19 protein-coding genes are annotated in these 22,787 nt (G+C 74.4%); 8 read left to right on the top strand and 11 right to left on the bottom strand.

Features of this window, described 5'->3' with window-relative positions; all coding sequences use genetic code 11:
* Positions 1 to 184 precede the first annotated feature (184 nt).
* Entirely contained in the window at positions 185 to 2,587 is a 2,403-nt protein-coding gene (locus tag WMF33_RS26010) for a cyclic nucleotide-binding domain-containing protein (RefSeq protein ID WP_437322356.1), read from the bottom strand.
* A gap of 366 nt (positions 2,588 to 2,953) precedes the next feature.
* On the opposite strand from WMF33_RS26010, the gene WMF33_RS26005 reads away from it, so the two are divergent.
* Positions 2,954 to 3,754 (top strand): hypothetical protein, encoded by an 801-nt coding sequence (locus tag WMF33_RS26005; protein WP_437322355.1) that lies wholly within the window; start codon positions 2,954 to 2,956, stop codon positions 3,752 to 3,754.
* A 159-nt stretch (positions 3,755 to 3,913) separates the two neighbouring features.
* Here the strand turns inward: WMF33_RS26005 and WMF33_RS26000 are convergent, their stop codons facing one another.
* A complete protein-coding gene (locus tag WMF33_RS26000) occupies positions 3,914 to 7,132 on the bottom strand; it encodes a hypothetical protein (protein ID WP_437322354.1) in 3,219 nt (1,072 codons plus the stop codon).
* The gene (locus WMF33_RS25995) at positions 7,129 to 8,382 is read right to left on the bottom strand and encodes a serine/threonine protein kinase (RefSeq protein ID WP_437322353.1); all 1,254 of its coding nucleotides are present in this window, start codon (positions 8,380 to 8,382) and stop codon (positions 7,129 to 7,131) included. Before WMF33_RS25995 ends, WMF33_RS26000 begins: the two co-directional genes overlap by 4 nt.
* A 99-nt stretch (positions 8,383 to 8,481) precedes the next feature.
* On the opposite strand from WMF33_RS25995, the gene WMF33_RS25990 reads away from it, so the two are divergent.
* From WMF33_RS25990 to WMF33_RS25970, 5 genes are all read left to right on the top strand, one after another.
* Positions 8,482 to 9,075: a hypothetical protein gene (locus WMF33_RS25990; protein WP_437322352.1), complete on the top strand. Its 594-nt coding sequence runs from the start codon at positions 8,482 to 8,484 to the stop codon at positions 9,073 to 9,075.
* A gap of 117 nt (positions 9,076 to 9,192) precedes the next feature.
* On the top strand, positions 9,193 to 9,429 hold the full coding sequence (locus tag WMF33_RS25985) for a hypothetical protein (RefSeq protein ID WP_020737154.1): 237 nt from the start codon (positions 9,193 to 9,195) through the stop codon (positions 9,427 to 9,429).
* A gap of 247 nt (positions 9,430 to 9,676) precedes the next feature.
* On the top strand, positions 9,677 to 9,871 hold the full coding sequence (locus WMF33_RS25980; RefSeq protein WP_437312399.1) for a hypothetical protein: 195 nt from the start codon (positions 9,677 to 9,679) through the stop codon (positions 9,869 to 9,871).
* Between the two features lie 296 nt (positions 9,872 to 10,167).
* Positions 10,168 to 10,824 (top strand): DUF2914 domain-containing protein, encoded by a 657-nt coding sequence (locus tag WMF33_RS25975; protein ID WP_437322351.1) that lies wholly within the window; start codon positions 10,168 to 10,170, stop codon positions 10,822 to 10,824.
* Between the two features lie 18 nt (positions 10,825 to 10,842).
* Complete coding sequence (locus WMF33_RS25970; RefSeq protein ID WP_061621646.1) at positions 10,843 to 11,646, top strand: hypothetical protein; 804 nt, start codon at positions 10,843 to 10,845, stop codon at positions 11,644 to 11,646.
* A gap of 48 nt (positions 11,647 to 11,694) precedes the next feature.
* On the opposite strand, the gene WMF33_RS25965 is transcribed toward WMF33_RS25970, so the two are convergent.
* The 6 genes from WMF33_RS25965 to WMF33_RS25940 all read right to left on the bottom strand — a co-directional run bounded on the left by WMF33_RS25965 (position 11,695) and on the right by WMF33_RS25940 (position 19,098).
* The gene (locus tag WMF33_RS25965) at positions 11,695 to 12,717 is read right to left on the bottom strand and encodes a hypothetical protein (protein WP_437322350.1); all 1,023 of its coding nucleotides are present in this window, start codon (positions 12,715 to 12,717) and stop codon (positions 11,695 to 11,697) included.
* Positions 12,717 to 13,742 carry a hypothetical protein gene (locus WMF33_RS25960; RefSeq protein ID WP_437322349.1) on the bottom strand — a complete coding sequence of 342 codons (1,026 nt, stop codon included), beginning with the start codon at positions 13,740 to 13,742 and terminating at the stop codon, positions 12,717 to 12,719. Before WMF33_RS25960 ends, WMF33_RS25965 begins: the two co-directional genes overlap by 1 nt.
* Positions 13,739 to 15,226 (bottom strand): serine/threonine-protein kinase, encoded by a 1,488-nt coding sequence (locus WMF33_RS25955; RefSeq protein WP_437322348.1) that lies wholly within the window; start codon positions 15,224 to 15,226, stop codon positions 13,739 to 13,741. Before WMF33_RS25955 ends, WMF33_RS25960 begins: the two co-directional genes overlap by 4 nt.
* 166 nt (positions 15,227 to 15,392) lie before the next feature.
* Complete coding sequence (locus tag WMF33_RS25950; protein WP_061621785.1) at positions 15,393 to 16,292, bottom strand: 1-acyl-sn-glycerol-3-phosphate acyltransferase; 900 nt, start codon at positions 16,290 to 16,292, stop codon at positions 15,393 to 15,395.
* Between the two features lie 166 nt (positions 16,293 to 16,458).
* Positions 16,459 to 17,331, bottom strand: coding sequence for a formylglycine-generating enzyme family protein (locus WMF33_RS25945; RefSeq protein ID WP_437322347.1), 873 nt, complete (start codon positions 17,329 to 17,331; stop codon positions 16,459 to 16,461).
* A gap of 333 nt (positions 17,332 to 17,664) precedes the next feature.
* The gene (locus WMF33_RS25940; RefSeq protein WP_437322346.1) at positions 17,665 to 19,098 is read right to left on the bottom strand and encodes a hypothetical protein; all 1,434 of its coding nucleotides are present in this window, start codon (positions 19,096 to 19,098) and stop codon (positions 17,665 to 17,667) included.
* 137 nt (positions 19,099 to 19,235) lie between these two features.
* Here WMF33_RS25940 and WMF33_RS25935 point away from each other — a divergent pair, with 137 nt between their 5' ends.
* Positions 19,236 to 20,081, top strand: coding sequence for an MBL fold metallo-hydrolase (locus WMF33_RS25935; protein ID WP_437322345.1), 846 nt, complete (start codon positions 19,236 to 19,238; stop codon positions 20,079 to 20,081).
* 51 nt (positions 20,082 to 20,132) lie between these two features.
* On the opposite strand, the gene WMF33_RS25930 is transcribed toward WMF33_RS25935, so the two are convergent.
* Complete coding sequence (locus WMF33_RS25930) at positions 20,133 to 20,834, bottom strand: DUF192 domain-containing protein (protein ID WP_437322344.1); 702 nt, start codon at positions 20,832 to 20,834, stop codon at positions 20,133 to 20,135.
* A gap of 66 nt (positions 20,835 to 20,900) precedes the next feature.
* Between WMF33_RS25930 and WMF33_RS25925 the strand changes: the two genes are divergently transcribed.
* Positions 20,901 to 21,710, top strand: a complete 810-nt coding sequence (locus WMF33_RS25925; protein WP_437322343.1) for a peptidylprolyl isomerase — start codon at positions 20,901 to 20,903, stop codon at positions 21,708 to 21,710.
* A gap of 78 nt (positions 21,711 to 21,788) precedes the next feature.
* On the opposite strand, the gene WMF33_RS25920 is transcribed toward WMF33_RS25925, so the two are convergent.
* The gene (locus WMF33_RS25920; RefSeq protein ID WP_437322342.1) at positions 21,789 to 22,769 is read right to left on the bottom strand and encodes a lamin tail domain-containing protein; all 981 of its coding nucleotides are present in this window, start codon (positions 22,767 to 22,769) and stop codon (positions 21,789 to 21,791) included.
* Positions 22,770 to 22,787: the final 18 nt, after the last annotated feature.

Here is a 22,787-nt window from a genome sequence, read left to right as displayed (position 1 = left end):
ACCTGGCCGCTGAAGGCAAAGTCCAGGCCTCTCGCCCGCGCGCCACCTGCCGCGCGAAACGCGGTCGCCGCGCGCGGGCGCGGGCCTCGCCGTGCGGCGGGCGGCGCGCGACGCACAAAGAAATGCCGTGCCCCGCAACGATTTCATAGCGAGTCAGGCGCCCTGTCGGTCGGCCGGCGCGCGCTCATCGGGGCACGCTCACCGCCGTGATCGCGTGGAGCACGAGCAGCGCGGCGGCGACGCCGAACGTGATGATGTGCGCCGGCAGCCCGCCGCGGAGCGCGGCGAGGAGCGCGCGCTGGGCCGGGAGCGCGCGCAGCTCCACGGCGATGCGGATGAGCTCCGAGAGGCCCGCCAGCCGCTCGCTGCCGCGGCCTTCGAGGACGGCGTCGATGCGGGCGCGCAGCGCGCGCTCCTCCTCGCGCAGCCCGCGCCCCGCGGCGAGGAGCGCGAGCGGGCCGAGGGGGCTCTTCAGGTAGGGCACGAGGACCTTCTCGACGATCTTCTTGACCAGATCGCTGCGCCCGCTCACCTCGCGGTAGAAGCGGTCGAGGAGCTCGCGGCGGGCGGCGGCGAAGTCCTCGGGGAGCGCGGCGGTGCGCTCGATCCGGGCGAGGCGCCGCGGCGCGAGCCGGTACGCGAGCGCCGTGAAGACGCCGGCCGCCGCGGTCGCCCAGAACGCGAGGTGGAGCGCCGCGCCGAGGGTCGGGCGGCCGGACCGCGGCCACGGCGCGTGCGCGAGCGCGAGGCCGGCGGTGACGAGGCCGATCGCGAGGTGCGCGGACAGCTGCGGGCGCAGCCGGCTCCGGACCGGCGCGGCGTCGTCCGCCGCGTCCACCGCGTCGCGCCGCCTGGGCCGCATCCACAGCCGCCGCCCGGCGCGCTTCGGGACAGCGTACCCGAGGAGCAGCGCGACCCCCACGGCCGCGGCGACGCCCGCCCCGAGCGCGGCGCCGTCGCCCGGCCGCGCCCCGCCGCGCGCGTGCGCCGACAGCCCCGCCGCGCCGAGCCCCGCCGCCGCGATCGCGCTCCCGGCGAGGAGCGCCGCGCCGCCCCGCTGCCCGGCGGAGCGCTCCTGCTCGCGCCGCGCCCCGCCGAGCAGATCGCGCACGTCGGCGATCTCCTCCGCCGGGTTCACGCGGAAGATCGAGCCCGTGGGGCAGGCCTTCACGCACGCGGGGCCGTCGTGCTCGCGGCAGAGATCGCACTTCACCGCGATGTCCGGCGAGCCCGCGCCGCCCGGGCGCTGCGCGGCGGGCGGGCGCGGCGCGATCGCGATGTTCTCCCAGGGGCACGCCTTGGCGCAGGCGCCGCAGCCGGTGCAGAGCGCGTCGCGGATGAACACCTCGCCTCCCGTGTCCTTGCCGATGGCGCCGGTCGGACACTCGATCATGCAGGCGGGGCTCTCGCAATGTTGACAAGAATTCGGCAGGAGCAGGCTCCGCGGCGCTTCCGCCGGCGCGTCGGCGGGCCCGTCCGCCGCGTCGTCGTCCACCCGTGCGCGTATTTTGTCGCCGCGGCGGACGAGCCGGGAGATCCCGTGTACGTCGGCGCACGACCACGCGCAGTGTCCGCAGCGAGCGCACGTGTCGAGATCGATGACCAGGAGCGACCGCGCCACCTGGAGGCGATAGAGGTCCCGGAAGAGATGTGCAGTGTGGTTGCGCGCCTGGCCGGCGACGATCGCTTCCTGGGCGGCGCGCTGGTCGCCGGTGATGCGCCGGAGTCGCGAGATCAGACCAGGGTGCTTCCGCGCGAGGCCGGCGAACGTCTTCGACGGTACCGACAGGAGCGTCGCCGCGCCGCTGGCCACGGCGCTCGCTGTCCGGCGGCGCCCCTCGTCGAGCTCGACGTCCCCGAAGAAATCGCCCCGGGTGAGGTACGCCCGCACATGAATCCGATCTCCCTCCTCGGTCTGGATTTGCACCATCCCGTCGGCGATGAGCCACAGCTCGGTCGCGGGATCCCCGTCGCGATAGATGGCCTGACCGCGCTCGAAGCGGCGGTGACTCACCGCGTCAAGGAGCATGTCGATGTCTTCCGGATCGAGGTCGCGCGTGAAGGCGAGGGTGCCGAGGAGGTCGCGCGTGGCGCTCCTCCGCAGCGCGCGCTCGAGCTTTTCGGCGATCTCGGCCTTGCCGGAGCGGCCGGCGGCGCGGCGGAACAGGTGGACGGGGATCTCCGCGAGGATGCTGGGCGCGAGGGCGATCGCGGTGGTCCTGCGCGACATGCCCACGACCGCCTCCTCGCCGAGGACATCGCCCACAGCGGCGGTGCGCACCTCCGTATCGCGATCGTCTCCGCGGCGTGTCGCGCGCAGCGCGATACGCCCGGAAGCGACGACGAAGAGCGCGTCGCCTGCGTCGCCGGCGCGATAGACGACCTCGTCGGCCGAGGGGGTGCGGAGCCGCCCTGCCTCGGCGATCTCGCGCCGCGCGCGCTCGTCGAGCCCTCGCAGCAAGGGGGCGTCGAACACCGCCGGCGGCCAGGCGTCGGGGCGGCCTCGCGCCGCGCCGCGCGCATCGAGCGCGTCGAGCCTACCGCCCGCATCGAGCGCATCGATGTAGGTGTGGTCCGACGAGGGCATCAGCAGGGCTCCCGGTCGCCGAGCACAGCCGGAAATGCGGCTCCCGGCGCGCGATTCTCTCCATACCATCGCGCATCAGCTGTCGTAAGGGACGACATGGTCTTACTCCACGTTCGAGCGCTCGAAAAACTGCAAAAAAAGGAAGAGCGACCCGAAAAAGCCTTGACACCTAAGCCGATCATAGAGAATATCCATCCTGCTAGACTCGGCATGTTCGGCGCCAGGGTTGCTTTGATGGTTCAGCATGAAATGACTAGCATCTGTTCCAGAGTGCACATGCAAGGTCATTCACATCAACGAGGTAGAAGTATGAACAGGCGCACGACGAGTTTGGCTGTTGCATCGCTGGCTGCCGCGTCCTTCGTTATGCTGGGCTCGGCGCCCGCGAGCGCCAAGGACCACACGGACTGGGCCCTCGATTTCATCGACAACGCCGTCACCAACGACGCGACCGTCGGGGACGAGAAGTGCTACATGACCTGGGATGACCCCGAGGTCATCAAAATCGATGGCGAGGACGTCGAGATCAGCCCCTGGACCGGCAGGACCAAGGGCGCGTGCTTCTTCGTGCTGTCGCTGAAGAAGTCGATGGGCTACTCGGATGAGGACATCAGGTACCTGTGGGTGAAGTCTCGCCCCTCGTCCGCGGAGCTCTACGATCTCATCAACGAGAGCCCGGTGGTCGGCGGGCTCGCGCGGGAGCCCGAGAACTACTTCCGCCGCGTCAACAGGGCGGTCGACATCCAGAAGGGCGATGTCCTCGTCATCGACGCCACGGCCACCTATGCCGGTCACACGGTCATCATCACGGGCCCGGCCAAGGAGATCAGCCCGGTCATGCCGCGCTACTCCGGGACGAAGCAGTACGCCGTTCCGATCGTGGACTCGACAAGCTCGCCGCACGGGTGCTTCGACGCGGGCAGCGAGTACGCGGACAGCCGGTGGCAAGGGGAGTGCACCGGCGGCTACATGGCGGCGGGGGCCGGGACGGGCACCATGCGCGTGTACACCGACGCGATCACGAACCACCTCCTCGGCTACACGTGGAGCGTCACGCCGTCGATGACGAGCTACTACTCCCCCTCGACGCGGCCCTACCGGATCGGCCGGCTGTTCAAGCTGCCCGTCGATCCGGTCTCGGACGAGCCGCCCCCGCCCCCTCCCTGATCGCCGGGGCCGCGCTTCACGACCACCGCGAGCTGAGCCTTTCAGCTCTTGACCAGCGAAGCCCTTACCCCGCGGGCCGGGGTGAGGGCTCGCCCCTTTTTGTGCGCCGGTGCGCCGAGAGGACTGCGTCGCGGGTGGCTCCATCGCGGTCACCTCGGCTCAGGGGATCTCGATCTCGGCCCGCGCGAGCTCGACGACCTCGAGGCGGCCGAGCATCGACTCGGTGACCAGCGGGCCGGTCGGCCTGAGGCCGCGCCGCGCCTGCTCCCGCTCGTACGCGGCGAAGGCGCGGATCAGGAAGGGGGGAAACGCCCGGAAGAGCAGCCTCGCCTCGGCCCGGAGCGGGCCGCGGAGCGCGCCGGCCGGGAGGTCGTACGTGTACCGGATCGGCACGCCGGGCGGCGCGGAGCGCGTGTCGATGATCGCGTCCGGGCCCTTCACGGCCCCGCGGCTCGCGTCGAGCGCGCCGACGGGGAAATAGGTCTCCAGAAAGGCGTTCTGCCCCGCGAGGTTCGAGCCGCACGCGCCGGTGTCCTGATCGTAGTCCCCGTCCGCGTACCGGTCGGCGTGGTGCAGCCCCTGGCCGGGCCCGGGCTGGCAGCTGCCGTCCGCGGCGACGACACCGATGCAGCGGACGCAACGCAGAAACCCGTTCTGGAAGTTGATGAGCCCTCGCCCGCGGAACGAGGTGCCGCCGAGCCGCGGAGGCGGCGCCCAGAGGGGGACGTCCGGCCCGTCGCGCACGTCTGCCCCGAACAACCCCCCTTGGGCGCCCGCGGGCCCAAGAGGGTTGTTCGCGTCCGGGTGCGTGGTCACCCGGGTGAACACCTTGTCTTTCAGATCCTCATCCGCGCGGTCGACGCGGCCGACCTCGTAGATCACCCGACGATCTGCGTCCCTGACCGCGAGGTGAACCCAGATCTCGCGCTCCTGGCTGAAGCCCGCCGGCACCTTGTGCCCGGCGCCGACGTTCTCGATCTCGATCGGGATCTCGACGCGGCTGAAAGCCGCGCCGGCGCGCCGCGCGGCGCCGAGCTCGAAGCGGAAGGTGTGGCGGAGCAGCAGATCGCGGCGGCGGCGGGCGCTCGTGGGGATGCCGTGCGCGTCGAGCGACGGCTCGTCGATGAGCGCCTCCGGGAACTCGTCCGACAGCGGCACATCCACGCCAGAGAAGTAGTGGGTCGCGACGTCCGCCGGGGCGGTGGAGCGATCCGCGATCCGGCCCCGCGGCCGCGCCCCCGGCGCCCGCGGGGCGAAGCGCGTGCCGGGCGGGCACTCGGGATCTGGCGCCGCCGCCAGCGCGGCGCCGGCCGGGGCCGCCTCGCAGACGCCCGGGTAGGTGCTCATGTGGCAGTCCTGGCAGCTCGCCGCGGCGCGGCCCGCGCGCTCCTCGGAGCGCGCCCACTCCGCCCACTCGGTGTAGGCGTTGCGCAACCGCTTGAAATGCTCGCCCCGCGCCGCCGCGAGGCTGTCGGTGCCGAAGAGGCGCACGTCGTGGCAGGCCCCGCAGAACTCGCTGGAGCGCAGGTACGCGCTGGCGCCCGCCGACGGCCGGCCGTGCACGACGGGGTCGTCGCCGACGGGCGGCCGCGCCGGCGAGGGCCCGGCGCGGCGGTCCGCGCGCTGGCCGGCGGCGAGCAAGAGCTCCTCGGGGCGGAGGTCGTAGCCGCTGTTCGCGATCCCGAACAGGCCGCGCGCGTCCTCGGGGCGCGCCGCGAAGACGGCGCCGGTCGTGAACGACGTCCACGTCGCGTTGCCCTGGTACCCGGGGCGCCCGCGCGGGCCGACCGGGCCGTGCACCTGGTGGCAAAAGCCGCAGGAGATCCCCTCGAGACCGCGGCGGGTGAGCAGGTCGCGCACCGGCAGGCGCGCGCGGGGGTCGCCGCCGGGGCGGCCGTCCCACGCGGGCATGGCGGCGTCGAGGTGCTCGGCCGGGCTGTGGCAGTTGACGCACCAGTGCTCGCCGCCCGAGCCGGTCACGACGACGCCGCTCTGCCGGTCGCGGCAGGCGCGCGCGGGGTCGACCTTGCGCAGGATGCCCGCGCCGTTCGGGCAATCGGCGTCGCGCCCGACCTGCTCCTCGATGAGGCTCTCGAGCGCGTTGAAGAGCGGGCTCTTCACCGAGTGCGCCATCACCGAGCGGCGCCACTCCGAGGCCTGGCGGCCGTGGCACGCCGCGCAGTCCTCCGCCGCCGTCTGCGCCTGCGCGAGCGGCGCGACCGGCGCCACGGCGACGGCCCGCGGCGCGGCCGGCTCGGGCGCGCCCCGCGAGATCGCGAGCGCGGCCGACGCGACCAGCGCGCCGGCGCCGAGCGGCGCGAGCCGCCACAGCCGCGCCGCGGCGCCGGCGGGCCCGGGCGGCGCGCGGCGGGCGGCCGCCTCGCCCCGCGGCGCGCTCGCCGGCGCGCCGGCGCTCGTCTGCGCCGCGGCGCCGGAGCTCGTCGGCGCCGCCGCCCCGGCGCGGCGCGAGGTCCGGGCGACCTGCGCCGGCCGCGCCGGCGGATCGCCCTCGAGGAACCCGCTCAGCGCGTCCGCGATCGCCTCGGCGCGCGGCGGCCGCTGCGCCGGATCCGGATGGAGCAGCCGCAGGACGTGGCCCTGCAGGCCCGGGGGCAGCGCCGTCGCGACGCTCTCGACGAACGGCGGGGGCTCGCGGCGAGCGGCCTCGCCGAGCGCGTGCCGCAGGCCCGCGCCCGCGAACGGGTGCTCTCCCGCGAGCAGGCGGTAGAGCGCGAGCCCGAGCGCGTACCGGTTCGCGGCGCTGTCCCAGATCGCGCCGTCGGCCTGCGCCGGCGGCGTCCAGAGCGGCGGGATCTCCGCGGAGACCCGCGCGCCCGCGGCGCGGGGCGAAGCGCCGGCGCCGCCGCTCGCCGGGGCCCCGACCAGCGCCGCGACGAGCGCGCTCGCGGGCAGCGTCACCTGGCCCGCGTCGTCGACGAGGACCGCGTCGGGCGAGAGCGGGCCCGGGAACAGGCTGGCCCGCTCGCAGGCGGCGAGCGCGCGGGCGAGCGGGAGGGCGAGCCGGAGCGCCTCCTGAAACGGAAACGGACCGCGCCGCGCGCGCATCCGATCCGCGAGCGGGGCGCCCGCGAGCCTCCGCACGAGCCAGACGCGCGCGCCGCCCGGGCCCGCGGCGGGCCCGCCCTCGGCCGGCGCGTCGATGCCGCCGTCGACGAAGCCGCCGACGCCAGCGCTGCCGAGCGCGAGGAACCGCGCCGCGACGGCCTCGCGCTCGGGCCCTGCCGGGCCGCCCTGGTCCGCCTCGCCGAGCCGCCACAGCTCCTCCGCCGCGCCGCAGCGCCAGCGCGCCGCGGAGCCCACGGCCGGGAGGGGCGCGCCTTCCGCGTAGCCCGCCTGCTCCGGCGACGCGCGCCTCACCGCGCCCCCGGAGGCGGCGCCGGCGTCGCGGCGCTGGCGGGCGGCTCCGGCGCGCCGCCCGTCGAGCGCAGCGCGTAGGTCCCGAGGCCCGCGACCGCCGACAGCGCCACGATGATGGCGATCGCGAGCCCGGCCGGGACGTCGCGCCTCCGGTCGATCTGCTCGACGAGCGCGATGGTGTCGGCGCGCGGCGCGCCCGCTCCACCGGTGACGCGCGCTGCTCCCGGCGCGCTCGCGCGGCCGTGGTCGTCGGTCCGATGCGGCGCGCTCGCGCGGCCGTGGTCGTCAGGCCGATGCGGCGCGCTCGCGCGGCCGTGGTCGTCGGTCCGATGCGGCGCGCTCGCGCGGCCGTGGTCGTCGGTCCGATGCGGCGCGCTCGCCCGATCCCGGCTGCCGGCGGCGCGCTCGCCGCTCGCCGCCCCGCGCGGCGCGGCCGCGGCGGTCTGGAACGGCTCCAGCCGATCCACGACGTCCTGCGCGAGGTACGGCCGATCCTCGGGCGCCTTCTCGAGCAGCTGGAAGAGCAGCTGCTCGACGCCGCGGGGAAGCCCGCTCCGCACGTCGTCGTCGAGCGGCGGGGGCTCTTCCGTGCACTGCAGGTTGAGCAGCTCCCGCGGCGAGGCCGACTGGAACGGCGGGCGCCCGGAGAGCGCCTCGTACAGGATGAGCCCGAGGCAGTAGAGATCCGAGCGGTGATCGATGGATCGCGCGTCGATCTGCTCCGGGCTCATGTACTGCAGGGTCCCGACGCTCTGCGTGTTCGTCTGGTTCATCGCCTCGACGACCTTGGCGATGCCGAAATCCATCACCTTCACGGCGCCGTCCTTCTGCACCATGATGTTCTCGGGCTTGAGATCGCGGTGGATCACGGGCGGCTGCTGCCCGTGGGCCGCCGCGAGGGCGCTCGCCACGCTGGCCGTGATCCGCACCGCTTCCGGCCAGGGGAGGCGGCCGGCGGCGCCGAGGAGGGAGCGCAGCGTCTGGCCGTCCAGGTACTCGAGCACCATCACGAGCTCGCCGGATGCCTCGATGCTGGCGAGGCTCCGGACGATGTTCGGGTGCTCGAGGTGCGCGAGGATCTGCATCTCGTTCAGGAAGAGCCGCCGCCCCTGCTCGCTCCGGGCGAGCTCCGGGCGGAGCACCTTCAGCGCGACGCGCCGGCGCGACAGGCGCTCTTCGCCCTCATAGACCTTGCCCATCCCCCCCTCGCCGACGAGGCGTCGAACGAGGTACTCGCCGATCTGGTCCATGCGCGCCGTCTCCTCTCCCTGGCCGGAGCGTCTCTTCTACGTGCGAGCGGTACCAAGGGCTTACACCCGATTTCGTGTCCGGTGGTAGAACTGGCCTCCATGCACCCACGTCGGGCCTCGCTCGCCCGAGCCGCGCTCCTTTCGCTCGCGGTCTCGGCCTGCTCGCGGACCGTGGCGGAGCCGGAGCCGCCGCCGGCCGCCTCCGGCGCGCCGGTCGCCGCGCCCCTCGCGTGGGACCCCCCGGGGAGCTGGGCCGCGCTCGAGGCGCCGCGCGCCGGCCCGCGCAAGGCGCTTTACAAGGTGCCGAGGGCGGCGGACGACAAGGACGACGTCGAGGTGCAGGTCCTGTCGTTCGGCCTGGGCAGCAAGGGGGACGTCGAGGCGAACTTCAGGGAGTGGTTCGCGCAGTTCGACGGGGACGTCGGGGCGAAGGCCCGGCGGGAGTCGTTCGAGGTCCGCGGCATGCGGGTCGAGCTGGTCGAGGTGGCCGGCACCTACAAGATCCCGCTCGGGCCCCAGGGGGGCGCCCGTAGGCGCGCGCCCGTGGAGATGGTGAAGGACGGCTACCGGCTCGTCGGCGCGGCGGTGAGGACGCCCGATCGCGGCAACTGGTTCTTCAGGATGGTCGGCCCGGACGAGACGGTGCAGTCGGCGCGCTCGGGCTTCCGGAGCTTGCTCGAGTCGGTGCGTTAGCGATCCGGCCGGCGCCCCTGCGAGCGCCGCGCCTCCCGCTCGCCGCGTCGGCGGCGCGGCGAGCGGGAGGCGCGCGGCGCTCGCGGGGCGCTCGGCGCGCGTGATACGTTGCGCGCCATGGATGCTGACCGAAAGCGCGACGCTCGCACGCCGGCAGAGATCTTCCGCGCCGAGGCGGAGGCCGAGGCGGAGCAGAACCGGCTCTGCGAGGAGAGCAAGCACCAGCTCGCGAACCGCTGTCCGGAGTGCGGTAGCCTCGGCAGCATGGAGCTGGTCGACGGCCTCATGCGCTGCATCGACTGCGACGAGGTGGTGGCCAGAGCCCGCCAGCTGCCCGGCTTCGGCCGCCGCTGAAGCGCTCGTGCGCTTGCGCGCGCTGGCAGAAGCGCGCAAGGTGAACGCGAGCGCGCAGGCTGTACCGGACAGAAAACATCGGGCGAGCTCTTTCCTGATGATTTTCCCTCGAAGCCGTGACTATTCTGCGAACATTGGCGCATTCGCGCCCAGGTCCGTTTTTCGCCCCAGACGCGGTGCACGGAAGTACAGCTGGCCAGCCAGCCAGGGCGATAACAGCCGGACTGAAGTGTTGAAGGAGTTGGAGATGAAGCAGATCGCAGCGGAAGGCTCGGACCACTCGTCACGGGAGACAAGCCAGGGATCCCGGGCGACGACGGCACGAGGCGCGAGCGGAGGCCTGCTCATCCTGATGATCGAAGACAGCGCGATCACGAGCTTCGGGCCCACCCAGGAGGGTGAATTGGCCAACAGCCCGCGCTGGTCCCGTCCGAAGCGCTGACACCGGACGCCTCGACGTACGCACCCTCGTGGCCGTGCTCCCGTGGAACGCGGGCACACCACGTCGTCGTGACGCGGTGCGTTGTCATTCTTGAGAGGGCTTCGGCCCCCGCCGCGCTGGCGGCGTTTCGCCCGAGCTCCGCGTCCGCTCCGCGCCGGCGGCTCTTCGTGAGCCCAGCGCGGTGAGCCCGGCGTAGGCGACGGGGCCCCTGGCCGCTGCGTCGCCGTTTTTTCGCCCGCTCCGCTGAATCGTGGCACCTCGTCGGTGTGCATACCCGGGGAACGACGCGGAAAACCATGGTCTTGGCGCTCGCCGCCGCCGCTTTCGGCGGGGGGGCGCTCGGTTGCAGCGACGCGAGCGAGGCGATCGCGCGGATCGCCCGGGAAGAGCCTCCGGCGCTGAGCCGCGCCGTCCACGGGCAGGCGAGCGGGGCCGCGGAGGACGCGGAGGCGCGGTCGGCGGCGGACGGCGCTGCCGTGGAGGGCCGGAGCGACGCGGCGATCGCGGCCCGCGGCCCGGCGCGGGAGCGGCGCCGCAGGTCGGGGTCGGCCCTCGAGGCGCGCGCCGCGGGGCGCGGCCCGCAGGACAGCGGCGCTGGCGAGGGGGCCGCCGCGGCGCCCGAGCTCCAGGTGATGCGGCTCGTCGTCGCGAAGGGCATCGCCGGCCGCGAGCCGATCGAGCCGGCGACGTCGTTCGCGAGCGCGGAGATCGAGCGCCTCTACGCGTTCGTCGAGCTCTCGAACAAGGACCGGGCCGCCTCGGAGATCACCGTCGTCTTCACGCCGCCCGACGGGGGCGCGCCGCTGCGCATCCCGCTGGCGGTCGGCGCGGAGCGGCGCTTTCGCACCTGGGCGGCCACGCGGAAGGCGCGCGCGGCGGGGCTCTGGTCGGTGACGGTCAACGACGCGGCAGGCAAGGAGCTCGCGCGCGCCTCGTTCACGATCACGACGTAGGAGGCGCCCGTGGCTCGCATGTTGCGCTCGCACCTCGCCTTGCTCTGGCGCGCCCGCCGCGCCGCCGTCCTCGCCCTCGCGCTCGCCGCGGGAGGCTGCGTCTCCCGCGTCGCCCGGGAGCCCGACGCCGCCGGGCCGCGGCGCTCGCCCGCGGCCGCCCGCGCTCCCGGCGACCAGGGGGACCTCGACTTCTGGGTGCCCGACGGCCCCGCGGCCCGGGTGCTGTCGCTGCAGGTCCCGGAGAGCACGGAGGACGACCCGTCCGACGTCGACCGCTCCGACGACGAGCCGCCCGCGCTCGCCCGGCCCCGGCGGGGCGTGACGTCGGCCGCGGCCGACGAGGAGCGCCGCTACGTGCTCCTGCCGGGCGTCGAGCTGGCGCCCGACGTGGAGCAGAAGGTCGCGGAGATCGCCTCCGCTTACCACCGGCGGACCGGAAAGGAGCTCGTGGTCACGAGCGGCACGCGCGACCCCGCGCGGCAGGCCGAGGCGATGCACGACCTCTTCCGGCACGGCGCCGACGTCCTCGGCCTCTACAAGGACAAGGCGGCGGCGCGCGAGATCAAGAGCGCGTACGAGGAGGGGCTCTCGGCCGACGAGCCCACCGAGGCCGTGATCGCGGCCCTCGAGCGGGTGATCCGCGCCCAGATCGACCGCGGCGTGTTCATCTCGGCGCACCTCAGGGAGGGCGCGGTCGACATCCGGAACCGGGACATGACGCCGGCCGAGAAGCGCGCGTTCATCGAGGGGATCGACGAGGTCGGGGGCGTGTTCGCGCTCGAGGAGTCGCGGCCGCCCCACTACCATCTGCAGATCGATTGATCCCGGGACGCCGGGCGGTCCGCGCGGCGCGGCCGCCGGCGCCGCGGCTCACTCGTCGGTGAACCTGACGATCTGCCCGGCGTCGGTGTTCGTCCAGTAGACGCCTGACCCGTCCGCGGCGATGCCCGTCGGGCCGCCCTGATTCTCCGCGAGGATCTCCCGATCGGCGGTCCCGTCCTTGCGAATCCGGTACACGGTCCCCGCCGCCCTGACGGTCACGTAGAGGTAGTCCCCGTGCGCGGCGATCCCGGTGGGGGGGCCGGACAGGTCGGCGAGGAGGGGCGACGGGGTTTCCCCCTCCGACGGGCTCCGCGGATACCGCATCACGCTGTCCGGGGTGAGCCAGTAGAGATTGGCCTCGTCCAGCACGAGCAGGCCCGGCTCCACGAGGTCTGCGCGGAGCTGCGCCGCCTCGTCGGCGTCGCTCGTGTTGTCGACGGAGAGCGTGTTGTCGGCGCGATCGGTCCAGTAGACGAGGGCGCCGTCGGTCGCGACCCCGGCGGGCTCGTCGCCCACGAACAGATCCTTTCGCGTGCCGCCGGCCTTGGGGACCCAGGTGATGCGGCTGCCGTTCGGGCGAGCGCTGTAGACGTTGTCGGCGCTCAGCGCGATCGCCTCCGCGGCGCCGCAGCTGCCCCACAGCGGCTCCTCGACGAAAGCAGCCGGAAACCTCGCGGCTTTCGGCAGCTTCCGCAGCTTGTCGCGCTGATGCTTGGCGCTGTCGCAGTCCCCGGTGAACGCCGCGTCGGTGCTCGACCAGTAGATGTGCGTCGCGTCCAGCACGATGACGTCGGGCACCTCGCTGGACGGAGCGAGCAGGTCGATGACCTCCCGCTCGTCCTTGATCTGGCGCCGGAGCGCGCCGCCCTGGCTCCCGTCGGCGCTCGCGCTGGTCCAGTAGATCGCCTCCTCGTCGAGCGCGATGCCCCGAGGCGCCCCCTGGTTCTCGGCGATCACGATCAGCGGGATCACCTGGCGATCCTCGATCCCCGCGATCTCCGCGCAGCCGTGGAGGCCCGGCGCGAGCGCGGCGAGCGCGAGCGTCGCGGCAGAGCGCTTCGACCCCCGCATCACCACCGCCCTCCGAGCGTCATGCGCCCCCCGTCCGAGGCGACGGTCGGCGAGAGCCAGACGCGCCCGCCCGCGACGGGCGCCTCCGGCGACCGCGACAGCAGCACCATCGCCACGCCGGCCCCGAGGCACAGGAGCCCCGCGCCGGCGGCGATGTTCGAGACCATCGCGGTCGTCCGGGCGCTCTCGTTCGCCTCGACGTCCGCGCGGCTGCAGCCGAAATTGCCGCTGCAGCCCTCCTCGACGTCCCCGGCCTTCTGGATCGCCATGATCCCGAACACCGCGCCCACGCCGAGCCCGGCGAGCCCGACCCCGCCGGCGACGAAGCCGAGCGCGCGCACCGGGCTGCCGGTCGCCTCGGGCTGGGCGGGCGTCGGCCGGACGGCCGGCGCCGGGGCAGGGGGAGCGGCCTGCGCCGGCCGCTGAACGGCGGCGTCCGCGAGCGGCGGGATGACCACCCGCGGCGCGCTGGGGCCTGGATCGAGCGTCACCTGCTGCGACCACGGCTGCTTGCCCGGCGCCTTGGCCTCGATCGTCGCCGTGCCCGGATCCACGGGGATGCCCGAGCCCGTGGCCGCAGCGGCGCTCAGCTGCTGGCCGTTCAGCGTGATCGACATCCCCGGCGCCGCCTCCGCGACCTCCAGGACGAGGCGCGTCAGCCGAGCTTCGAGCTCGGCCGCGCGCTTGGCCGCGAACTGGGAGCGATCCTGCTGCCCGGCGGTCGCCGCGAGCGCGGACGCCTCCTTGAACTCGGCCCACGCGCTGGCCGTCTTGCCCTCTTTCTCGTGGCACACCGCCAGGTTCAGCAGCGTCCCGACCGTGGGATCCACCCGTTGGCTCTCGGCGAGCTTGGGGCACGCCTCCGCCAGCTTCCCTTCGTCCATGAGCTTCTTGCCGTCCTGGAACAGCCCCTCGGCGAGCGCCTTGTCCGCCGCCGTCGGCTGCGCCCGGAGCGGCGAGGTCAGGCTCATCCCGGAGAGCAGCGCGAGCCATGCGCCCGCGTGTCGCGCTCGAAACGATCTCAATGGCGGCTCCTCAGCATTTCGTCCTCGCTTGTCGGCCCCTGCGGCCGGGGCACGGGGCCCGGCCTATGCGGCGCGCCCGACGCGGTCGCCTTCGGTCGCGCGCCGGTGGCAGCGCTGCCCGCGGGGGCCGCGGTCGGCGCAGGGCTCGGGGGCGCGGCGCTCGCCGCGGCCGGCGCGCTCGGGGGCGCAGCGCTCGCCGCGGCCGGCGCGCTCGGGGGCGCAGCGCTCGCCGCGGCGGGCGCGCTCGGCGATGCCGCGGGCGCGCTCGGCGCCGCGGCCGCGGCGCCGGGGACGAGGGCGCCGCCGCCGGGCCGACCGGGCTCGCCCGCCGCGGCCGAGCTCGGCGCCTCCGGGGCCACGCGCACGCCTCCGACGAGCCACACGCCCGCGCCGGCCACGCTCGCGAGCAGCGCGGCCACGCCGGCGGCCACGAGCAGCCTGCGCCGCGACCGGCGGCGGAAGCCCGTGTGCGTCCACGAGGCGCCGGACAGGCGATCGCTGTCCTCGGCCGCCCTCGAGTTGAGCAGCGTCTGTCCGGCCGGCGACGCCGCGCCGATCGCGCTCTGGATGCGCGAGGTCGAGAGCTTCGCGAAGCTCGACCCGAGCGGCTCGAGCGCCTGCGCGAGCTTGCCGACGTTGGCGTAGCGGGCGCTCACGTCGCGCTCCAGGCAGCGCGCGACGATCCGCTCCAGCATGGCGGGCGCGTCGCTGCGCTTGTCGCGCAGCCGCGGCACCGGCTGGTGGAGGATGTTCGCCATCACCGCGGCCACGGTCTCGCCCTGGAACGGCGGCTCGCCCGTCACGAGCGTGTACAGCAGCACGCCGAACGACCACACGTCGGCGCGCCCGTCGACCGTCCTCGGGGCCATCATCTGCTCGGGCGACATGTACCCGGGCGAGCCCATCACCTGCTTCGTCGACGTGAGCCCCGGCTCCGCCGGCGAGTCGAGCCCTTGCCCCTTCGAGATGCCGAAATCGAGGACCTTGATGTGCCGTGTCCCGTCCGGGTGCTCGGCGAGGAACAGATTCGAAGGCTTGATGTCCCGGTGCACGACGCCGGCCGCGTGCGCCTCGGCCACCGCCTCCAGCGCCTGCAATACGTAGTCGACGGCGTCCTGGATGGACAGCGGGCCGTGGGTCTCGATGACCTGCTGGAGATCGAGCCCGCTCAGGAACTCCATCACCATGAAGGGCACGCCGCTCTCCGTGGTGCCGACGTCGAACACGCGCGCGACGTGCTCGCCTTGCAGGCGGGCCGCCGTGCGCGCCTCGCGCAGGAAGCGCGCGACCGCCTCCTGGTTGCTGAGGGCGTCCTGGCGCAGGATCTTGATGGCGACCTGCTGATCGAGATCCTCGTTGCGCGCCGCGAGGACGACGCCCATTCCGCCGATGGCCACGACCCGCTCGACGCGGTACTTGGCCGCGATGAGCTCTCCGGGCTGGGCCACCGGTGCGAGGAGCTGCGCGGTGCGGTCGGGGGTCACGGCTGGCGCTCAAGCCTACATGAACGGATTCGGTTTTCCGAGAGCCGCGCGCGCCCCAGCGCCCTTTGTCATTCGCCGGCAGGTTTCGCCGCGGCAGGGCGCTGCCCGCTGGCGTCATGGGCGCTCTCGGGCGCCACCGCGCCGCCATGCTGCTGCGGTGGCCTCGTCAACCGCGCGGGAAGAGGCCGTGCCTGCCGGCCGTCCGGAGCTCGTCCAGCCCCGCCTGCATCCGCGCGACGATCCGCGCGAACGCGCGCTCGACCTCGTCCGGGTCGTCCGCGGCCTCGCGCGGGAGGCCGAGGTGCAGCGGGCGGAGCACGCGGGTGTGGATCTTCACCGGGAGGGGCACATGGGGGATCGGGACGCCGACGATGAGCCCCCACGGCAGCGCGAGGCCGAGCGGCGCGACGTTCGAGCGCGCGAGCCGGGGGAGGCGGAGCCACTCGGCCACCCTGCGCCCGTCCGTGGCGATGTAGAGCGACTGGTGCGCGCCCGCGCTCACGATCGGCACGACGGGCACGCCCTCGCGGATGGCGAGCCGGACGAAGCCGCGGCGGCGGCCGAAGCGGATCGTGTACTGCGCCGACGTGGGCTTGCAGGCGTCGAGATCGCCGCCGGGGAAGACCAGGACCGCCGCGCCCCGGGCGAGCGCCCGCCGCGCGTTCTCCGGGCTCGCGGCGATGGCCCCGCAGGCGTTGAGCCAGGGGCCGGCCTTCGGGACGTTGAACGGGAGATCGTGCATCAGCCCGTAGGACAGGCGCGAGGGCCCATAAAGGCGCCAGAACGCCGTCATGTGGCAGTACATATCGGGCATTCCCGTCATCGCGTTGTGGTTGCTGACCGCGAGGAAGGGGCCGTCGGGCAGCGCCGCTTCGAGCTCGGTCTCGCAGCGGAAGTAGTCGTCGTAGAGCAAGCCGAGCAGCGGGAGCACGCGGGCGATGAACGCCGGGTCGCGCGCGTCGAGATCGTCCGGTCGCGCGCGCTCGCGGCCCTTGGCCGAGAACGCGGCGATGGCGTCCCGCACGAGGTCGAGGCTGGGGCGGGGCTCTCTTGGCAGGGTCAGCACCGTGTCCCGGTGCCCTAGCCTGCGGCGCGACCGAGGGGAAGCGGTTCGTCCGGGGCGCGTGCCGCCCGGGCTCGGGGCGCGCGGCCTCGCTCGCGGGGCAGGGGACCTCCGCGAGCGAGGCCGCCGCGGCGCGGGCCGGGGCGGCGACGATGGGCGCGTCACCCCGTCACTGCGCGTCGCGGCAGCACCGGAAGCTGGTCTCGTAGAAGCGGAACCCGTCCGCGTGCGCCGGGTTCGTGGAGCCGCACCGCGGCTTCGCGCCGCCGAAGCAGCCGGACCAGTAACAGCCCTTGAGGACATGGGGATACTCGTTGACGTGGTACTTGGTGCGCACCACCCACTCCTCGACGTTTCCTGTCATGTCGTAGACGCCGAACGCGCTCACGCACCCCGGCCGCGAGCCGCTCGGCTCGGCCTGGTACAGCGCCTGGACCTCGGCGAGCGCCTCGTCGGAAGGCCAGGTGTTGAGCGCCCCCTCGTCGGGCGCAATCCACGTCTTGTTGTCGTTGCAGCGCTCGGCTTCGTGGGTGTTCCCGTAGGGATAGACGAGCGCCTCCGGGCCCTGGCACGCCGTGTCCCACTCGTCCTCGGTGCAGAGGCGTTTGCCGCGCGCCTGGCACCAGGCGTTCGCCGAGACGGCGCTCTCCATCACGAGCGGCAGGGCGCCCTCGATGTTCGGCGCCTCGAAGCGATCGATGCAGTATCCCTCGATCTCCACCATGTCGGGCGGGCACGGCCCTTCGGGCGGCGTGTCGAGCGGGAAGTCCTGTTCGTCGACTCCGCCGCTGCCTCCCCCGGCGCCGCCCTCTCCGGCGCCGCCTTCTCCCGCGCCGACCGCGCCGGCGCCGCCGCCTCCTCCAGCGCCGCCGCTGCCGGCGAGCTCCATGGAGGTCGACGAGGACGAGGACGCCGCCGCCGCCCCCCCGCCGCCCGAGGCGTCGTCGTTGCCGGCGCCGAGGCCGCCGGTGCAGGAAGCGCTGACGAGGGAGACGAGCCCGAGGCGCGAGGCGATCCGAACGGCGAGAGATCGAGCGCGCATGGCGGGCTCCTCGACGATCAGGGTGCCAGAGCCGCGCTCTCCCGTCGAGCGCGGGCGCCGCCCTCCGCGCGCTCTCCGCCGTGGCTCGTCGCGCCAGATCGTCCTCGACACGGACCTTCGTCCTCCGCCTTCCTCCTTCATCGACCCTCGCTGTGCCCGGACGGAGCCACCCGCCGGGGGCGGCGACGCCCGCGCGCGGCGCTCATGCGCGAATCAAGAGAACCGCCCTGGCGCCGAGGACGCCGGGAGACTCCGAATTGAAAAATTCTCCTCTTTGCGTACTTGGCGGCTCTCTTCCCCCGTTTCCGGCCGCCGTACGCCTTGATCTGCCCGCTACAGGCGGAGCTTGCAGCGGAGGATCGCGCTCGGGTTGACCCGCGCGGCGGTCAGCCGGCTCGCGCGGGCGTCGACGCGCACCTGGACCGCCACCGAGCCCGCGAGCGTGCGGCTCACCAGATCGCGCGCGAGCAGGCCCACGGCGCCGGTCAGGTGCGCCATCGCCGCGGAGCCGGCCAGCAGCGAGCAGGGGATGGATCCGGATAGATCCATCCCGATCGAGGCGTCCGCGCCGTCGCGCTGGATCGCCCCCGTGCCCTTGAGCTTCAGCGCGCCGGCGGCGACCTCCACACCGCTCAGCGCGATGCGCCGGCGGTCGCCCGAGAGCTGGGCGTCCGCCTTGACGGTGGTGGTGTCGCCGAAGAGGAGCCCGTCGAGCTCCCTGGGGTGGGGCAGGGTGAAGCCCTTCACCGTGAGCGCGATCGGGCCCTCGAGCGGCGCCTCGGACAGGGCCGTCCGGTCCGCCCCGGCCGCGAGCCGCAGCTCGAACGTGCCGGAGACCACCATCGTCGAGGCGCCGACGTCCACGCCGAGGAGCGCGCCCACGGCGGCGAGCTGCGTCGGCGCGAGCTCGATCGAGGCGCTCGGCGACGGCCGCGGCCGGAGCTCGGCCCGGAGCGGCGCCGAGGCGGCGTCCTCGCCGCCGAAGCCGAGGGAGATGGAGGCCGCGCCGATCGACCAGGCGACGTCGGTGCGCGCCACCTCCTTGCCGGCGACCAGCACGCGCGCCTGCTTCAGGACGCCGGCCTCTAGCCCCGGCGCGCCCGGCGGCGGCGCCGCGGCGCCCTGGGCCGCGCCGGCCGCGCGCCGCTCGAGCGAGGCGTCCGCCAGCGCGACCACCTCCGGCCCCCCGTCGCGATCCCGCAGGCCGAGGCGGACGCGGCCCGTGGTGAGCGGCAGCGACGCCGCGCGGGGGCCGTGCTGCGCGATCCACGCTGGCAGGCCCTCCAGGGCGTCGATCCCCACGGCGGTGAGCTCGACCCCATCCGCCGCGATCCCGGCGGGCGCGAGCCCGCGCAGCGCGATCCTGGCGCGCGCCACCGTGCCCGAGAGCCCGCGCACGCCGAGCAGGGAGAAGCGCGCGCCGCGCAGGCGGACCTCGCCGAGGCCGACGTCGATCGCGCCCGGATCCAGCGCGACGCCGCGCGCGCGGGCCTCGGCGACGATGTGCCGGCGGAGCGCGGGCGGACCGAGCACGAGGAGCGCGGCGACGGCCGCCCCGACGGCGGCGATGACGACGAGCGCCGCGATGAGGGCGCGGCGGCGGCGCTTTCCGCGCGGCGCGGCGCCATCGCCGGGCGCGGCGCCATCGCCGGGCGCGGCGCCATCGCCGGGCGCGGCGGGCGCGGCGCCGCCGTCGCCGGGGGCACGCGGCGCGTCGAGCGGCGCCTCCGTGCGGGTGTCAGGGGAGGGGCGGGAGGTGGGCACCACGACGTGGGATCCCTCTAGCGTCGTTCCAGCGCGCTCGCGAGCGCTTCGCGCGGCTCAGCGCGCTTGCGGCCAGGCCCTCGGCTGCGCTACGGGTCACAGGAGCCGTCCGTCGTCGTTCCCGTTCCGCGGAGCCCGGTATGAAGATCACCATCGTCGCGAGCGGGAGCGGAGGCAACGCCACCCTGTTCTCCTCCCGGGGCACGCGGGTCCTCGTGGACGCGGGCGTCGGGCCCCGGGTGCTGGAGCAATGCCTCTCGGCGGCGGGCGCGGGCGGCCCGCTCGGCTGGGCCCCCGACGCGATCGTGATCACGCACGCGCACGCCGACCACGTCGGCGTGGCCGCCAAGTACAACAAGAAGCATAAAATCCCGATCTACGCCTCGGAGGCGACCGCGCGCGCCGCCGAGCTCGGCGACCCGGAGCGCGTCCGGAGCTTCTCGCCGCGCGAGCCGTTCGCGATCGGCGCGCTCACGATCTCGCCGAGGCCGCTGCCGCACGACGCGGCGCAGGTCGCGCTCGTCGTCGACGACGGGGCGCGGCGCGCCGCGCTCGTGACCGACCTCGGGGAGGTTCCGCCGGGGCTCCTCGAGCACGTCGCCGGCTGCGACGTGCTGCTGCTCGAGTCGAACTACGACGCCGACATGCTCGAGGCCGGCCCGTACCCGCAGCACCTCAAGCGCAGGATCCGCTCGGCGCGGGGCCACCTGTCGAACGCGCAGGCGTGCGCGCTGCTCGCGGCGCTGCCCGGCGGCACGCACACGGTCGCGCTGATGCACCTGTCCGAGGTCAACAACCGCCCGGATCTCGCCCTCGACGCCGCCCGCGACGCGCTCCTCGGCAAGCGCGCGCGCCTGCTCGCCGCGCCGCCGCGGGGGCCGCTCGTCCTCGACGCCGCGCCGCCGGCCCCGCCGCCCGGCGCGGCGCGCTCGGCGCTCGGCCCGCCGGCGCCCCCGCGCCAGCTCGGCCTGTTCCCGGGGATGTAGCGCCGCGCGCGCGGTGCGCCGACCGACGCGACGCCCCCGCGCGGGCGAGCGTCAGATCCCCTCGAGCCGGACCTTCTGGCCGGCGCGGACGCCGTGGCGCCGCGCCCAGCCGGCGTTCAGCTCGAGGACGTACGTCGAGGGGCAGCCGACGTCGAAGCTCGAGTCGTTGAGCGTCGGGGTGTTCTCCTCGATACCGACGATCGTGCCATCGCTGTCGATGAACAGCATGTCGAGCGGGATGCAGGTGTTGTGCATCCAGAACGAGTGTTGGGTCCGCTGCTGGAAGACGAAGATCATCCCGCGGTTCTCCGCCATGCTCTTCCGGTACATGAGCCCGCGGGCGCGCTCCTTCTCCTTTCGCGCGATCTCGACGAGGACGTCGGGCGCCTGGGCCTCGAGGAAGATCACCTTGCCGGTCGCGAGCTGGAACGGGCCGGTCGGGTCCTCGGGGCACGCCGGATCCGGGCCGGCCGTCGGGGTGGGCCGCTCCGGCGCCTCCGGGGTCGGCTCGATGCAGCGACCCCCGTCCTGCGCCTCGGCGACGGCGGGCGGCGCCTCGGTCGCGGCGGGCGGCGCCTCGGCCGAGCGGGGCGGCGTCACCTCGCCGCGGGGCGCGACCTGGAGCGGCTCGTCGACGCGGCGCTCGCACGCGCCGAGGGCGGCCGCGAGCAGCAGCGCGCCCAGGGCGGGCGCGAGCGGGGCGAGCGAGGCGAGCGAGAACGGACGGGTCGCGAGGGCGCAGCGCGAGCTCATGCCGCTTCCTACCACGGCGCGGCTCGCCCTTGACCGCCGGACCGCGACGCGCGAAACCGTCCCCCGATGATCGCTCGAACCCTCGCCATGCAGCCCGTCGCCGCGCTCGCCGCGCTGGCGGTCCTCGCCGGATGTTCGAAGACCCCGGAGCCCACGGCCGAAGAGTCGCCGAAGACGAAGACGACGACGCCGGCGTCGACGGGGGCGGCCGGCAGCAAGACGGAGAAGACCGAGAAGACCGAGAAGGAGCGCCCCCCGCCGCAGCGGCGCAAGGTCTCGGCGAAGCCGGTCGCCGAGGTCAAGCCCAGCGAGGACGACCCGGTGAAGGGCAAGTGGACGCTCGAGGACGCGACCAAGGGGCTCCCGCCGGGCAAGACGCTGACCGCGTCGATCGAGACCGACCTCGGCACGCTGTCCTGCAAGCTGTTCGACGACAAGGCGCCGATCACGGTCGCCAACTTCGTCGGCCTGGCGCGCGGGATCAGGCCCTGGAAGACGCCCGAGGGCAAATGGGAGAAGAAGCCCGCCTACGACGGGACGATCTTCCACCGCATCATCCAGGGATTCATGATCCAGGGCGGCGACGCGAAGAAGAACGGCACCGGCGAGGCCGGCTACGTGATCCCGGACGAGGTCTGGGAGGACGGCAGCCACGACCGCCCGGGCCTCCTGTGCATGGCGAACCGCGGCAAGAACACGAACTCCGCGCAGTTCTTCATCACCGACGCGGCGGCGTTCCACCTCGACAACGGCTACACCATCTTCGGTGAGTGCGGGCCCGAGGAGCTCGTCCACAAGCTCGCGGGCGTCGAGGTCAAGGGCGAGCGCCCCGTCAACCCGCCAGTCATCAAGAAGGTGACGATCACCCGGCAGTGAGCGCGCCCCGGCGCTCGCCGCGCCGAGCTCGCGCCCCGGCCGCGCCGCGGCGCGGGGCCGAGCCCGGCGGGGAGGGGGCTACTCGCAGTCGTTGTCCTCGCCGGGCGAGGGCGAGCTCGACACGGTGAAGCTGACGTCGAGCCACTCGCTCGTCTCGTCGTGCCCGCTGATGCCGTTGCCCTCGGTCAAGAGCTCGCCGACCTCGCGATCGCTACAGCGGACGATGCTCTCCCCGGCGCCGTGCGCCGCGGTCGGCCGCTGGCTGTTGCGCGCGGTGTCGTCGGCATAGCCGGTCTTCCCCGTCTTGTACGCCATCGCCGAGTTCCCCAGCTCAGCGCCCCAGATGACGTAGTCGATGTCCTTGAGCGGGCTGCCCTCGGTCCCGTCCCACTCGAAGAGGATCACCATCTCCCCACCGTCGGTGAGCAGCGCGCCGGCCTGCGCCCCGAGGGCGCCGTTCGTGGGCGCGATCATCGGCGGCACGTCGTCCCCCTCGCAGGGGATGGGCGACTCGTCAAGCGCGAAGTCGGCGCAGCGATTGTATTCGAGCTCGAACGACTCGTCGCTCGCGAGCACGAGGCGCGCCCCCGCCGCGATCGTGGTTCCGGGAGGGAACTGGACGAGGAAGTCGGTCCCTTCGCTGCCGACCGGGGCCCAGGCCTTCCCCTCGGTGATGGCATAATAAACGGCGTTGTCCGAAAGGTAGTAGTTGGTGAGGTCGACCGCCTCGTCGGTCGGGTTCCAGATCTCGACGAACTCGGCCGCTCCAGGCCGGACGACGACCTCCGAGATCAGCAGGTGGCCGGCGGGCTCGCCGACGACATCGCCGCCGCCGCCGCCATCCCCGCCGCCCGCGCCGCCGCCCCCGCCGCCGCCGCCCTCGCCGCCGCCGCCGGCCTCGCCGCCGCCGCCGGCTTCGCCGGTGCTGCTCGAGGTGGTGCTGGAAGAGCTCGCCCCGCCTCCTCCGGTCGCGTCGTCACCGCCGCAAGCCATGAGGTGGGCGAGCGTCAGAGGGGAAGCTGCGAGGAGCGCGATACTGAGCAGGTTGCGTTTGTGCATTGTTGAGAGATACATCAG

The sequence above is a fragment of the Sorangium sp. So ce394 genome (assembly GCF_051474665.1).
Lineage (GTDB): Bacteria > Myxococcota_A > Polyangia > Polyangiales > Polyangiaceae > Sorangium > Sorangium cellulosum_D.
This window is presented reverse-complemented; position numbering and strand designations above follow the sequence as displayed.

Coding starts and splice junctions, on each gene's coding strand:
- WMF33_RS25920 (WP_437322342.1), bottom strand. CDS start 22,769: ATGCACAAACGCAACCTGCTCAGTATCGCGCTCCTCGCAGCTTCCCCT.
- WMF33_RS25945 (WP_437322347.1), bottom strand. CDS start 17,331: ATGCGCGCTCGATCTCTCGCCGTTCGGATCGCCTCGCGCCTCGGGCTC.
- WMF33_RS25985 (WP_020737154.1), top strand. CDS start 9,193: ATGGATGCTGACCGAAAGCGCGACGCTCGCACGCCGGCAGAGATCTTC.
- WMF33_RS25970 (WP_061621646.1), top strand. CDS start 10,843: ATGTTGCGCTCGCACCTCGCCTTGCTCTGGCGCGCCCGCCGCGCCGCC.
- WMF33_RS25975 (WP_437322351.1), top strand. CDS start 10,168: ATGGTCTTGGCGCTCGCCGCCGCCGCTTTCGGCGGGGGGGCGCTCGGT.
- WMF33_RS25925 (WP_437322343.1), top strand. CDS start 20,901: ATGATCGCTCGAACCCTCGCCATGCAGCCCGTCGCCGCGCTCGCCGCG.
- WMF33_RS25995 (WP_437322353.1), bottom strand. CDS start 8,382: ATGGACCAGATCGGCGAGTACCTCGTTCGACGCCTCGTCGGCGAGGGG.
- WMF33_RS25935 (WP_437322345.1), top strand. CDS start 19,236: ATGAAGATCACCATCGTCGCGAGCGGGAGCGGAGGCAACGCCACCCTG.
- WMF33_RS26010 (WP_437322356.1), bottom strand. CDS start 2,587: ATGCCCTCGTCGGACCACACCTACATCGATGCGCTCGATGCGGGCGGT.
- WMF33_RS25990 (WP_437322352.1), top strand. CDS start 8,482: ATGCACCCACGTCGGGCCTCGCTCGCCCGAGCCGCGCTCCTTTCGCTC.
- WMF33_RS26005 (WP_437322355.1), top strand. CDS start 2,954: ATGCTGGGCTCGGCGCCCGCGAGCGCCAAGGACCACACGGACTGGGCC.
- WMF33_RS25930 (WP_437322344.1), bottom strand. CDS start 20,834: ATGAGCTCGCGCTGCGCCCTCGCGACCCGTCCGTTCTCGCTCGCCTCG.
- WMF33_RS25980 (WP_437312399.1), top strand. CDS start 9,677: ATGAAGCAGATCGCAGCGGAAGGCTCGGACCACTCGTCACGGGAGACA.
- WMF33_RS25965 (WP_437322350.1), bottom strand. CDS start 12,717: ATGCGGGGGTCGAAGCGCTCTGCCGCGACGCTCGCGCTCGCCGCGCTC.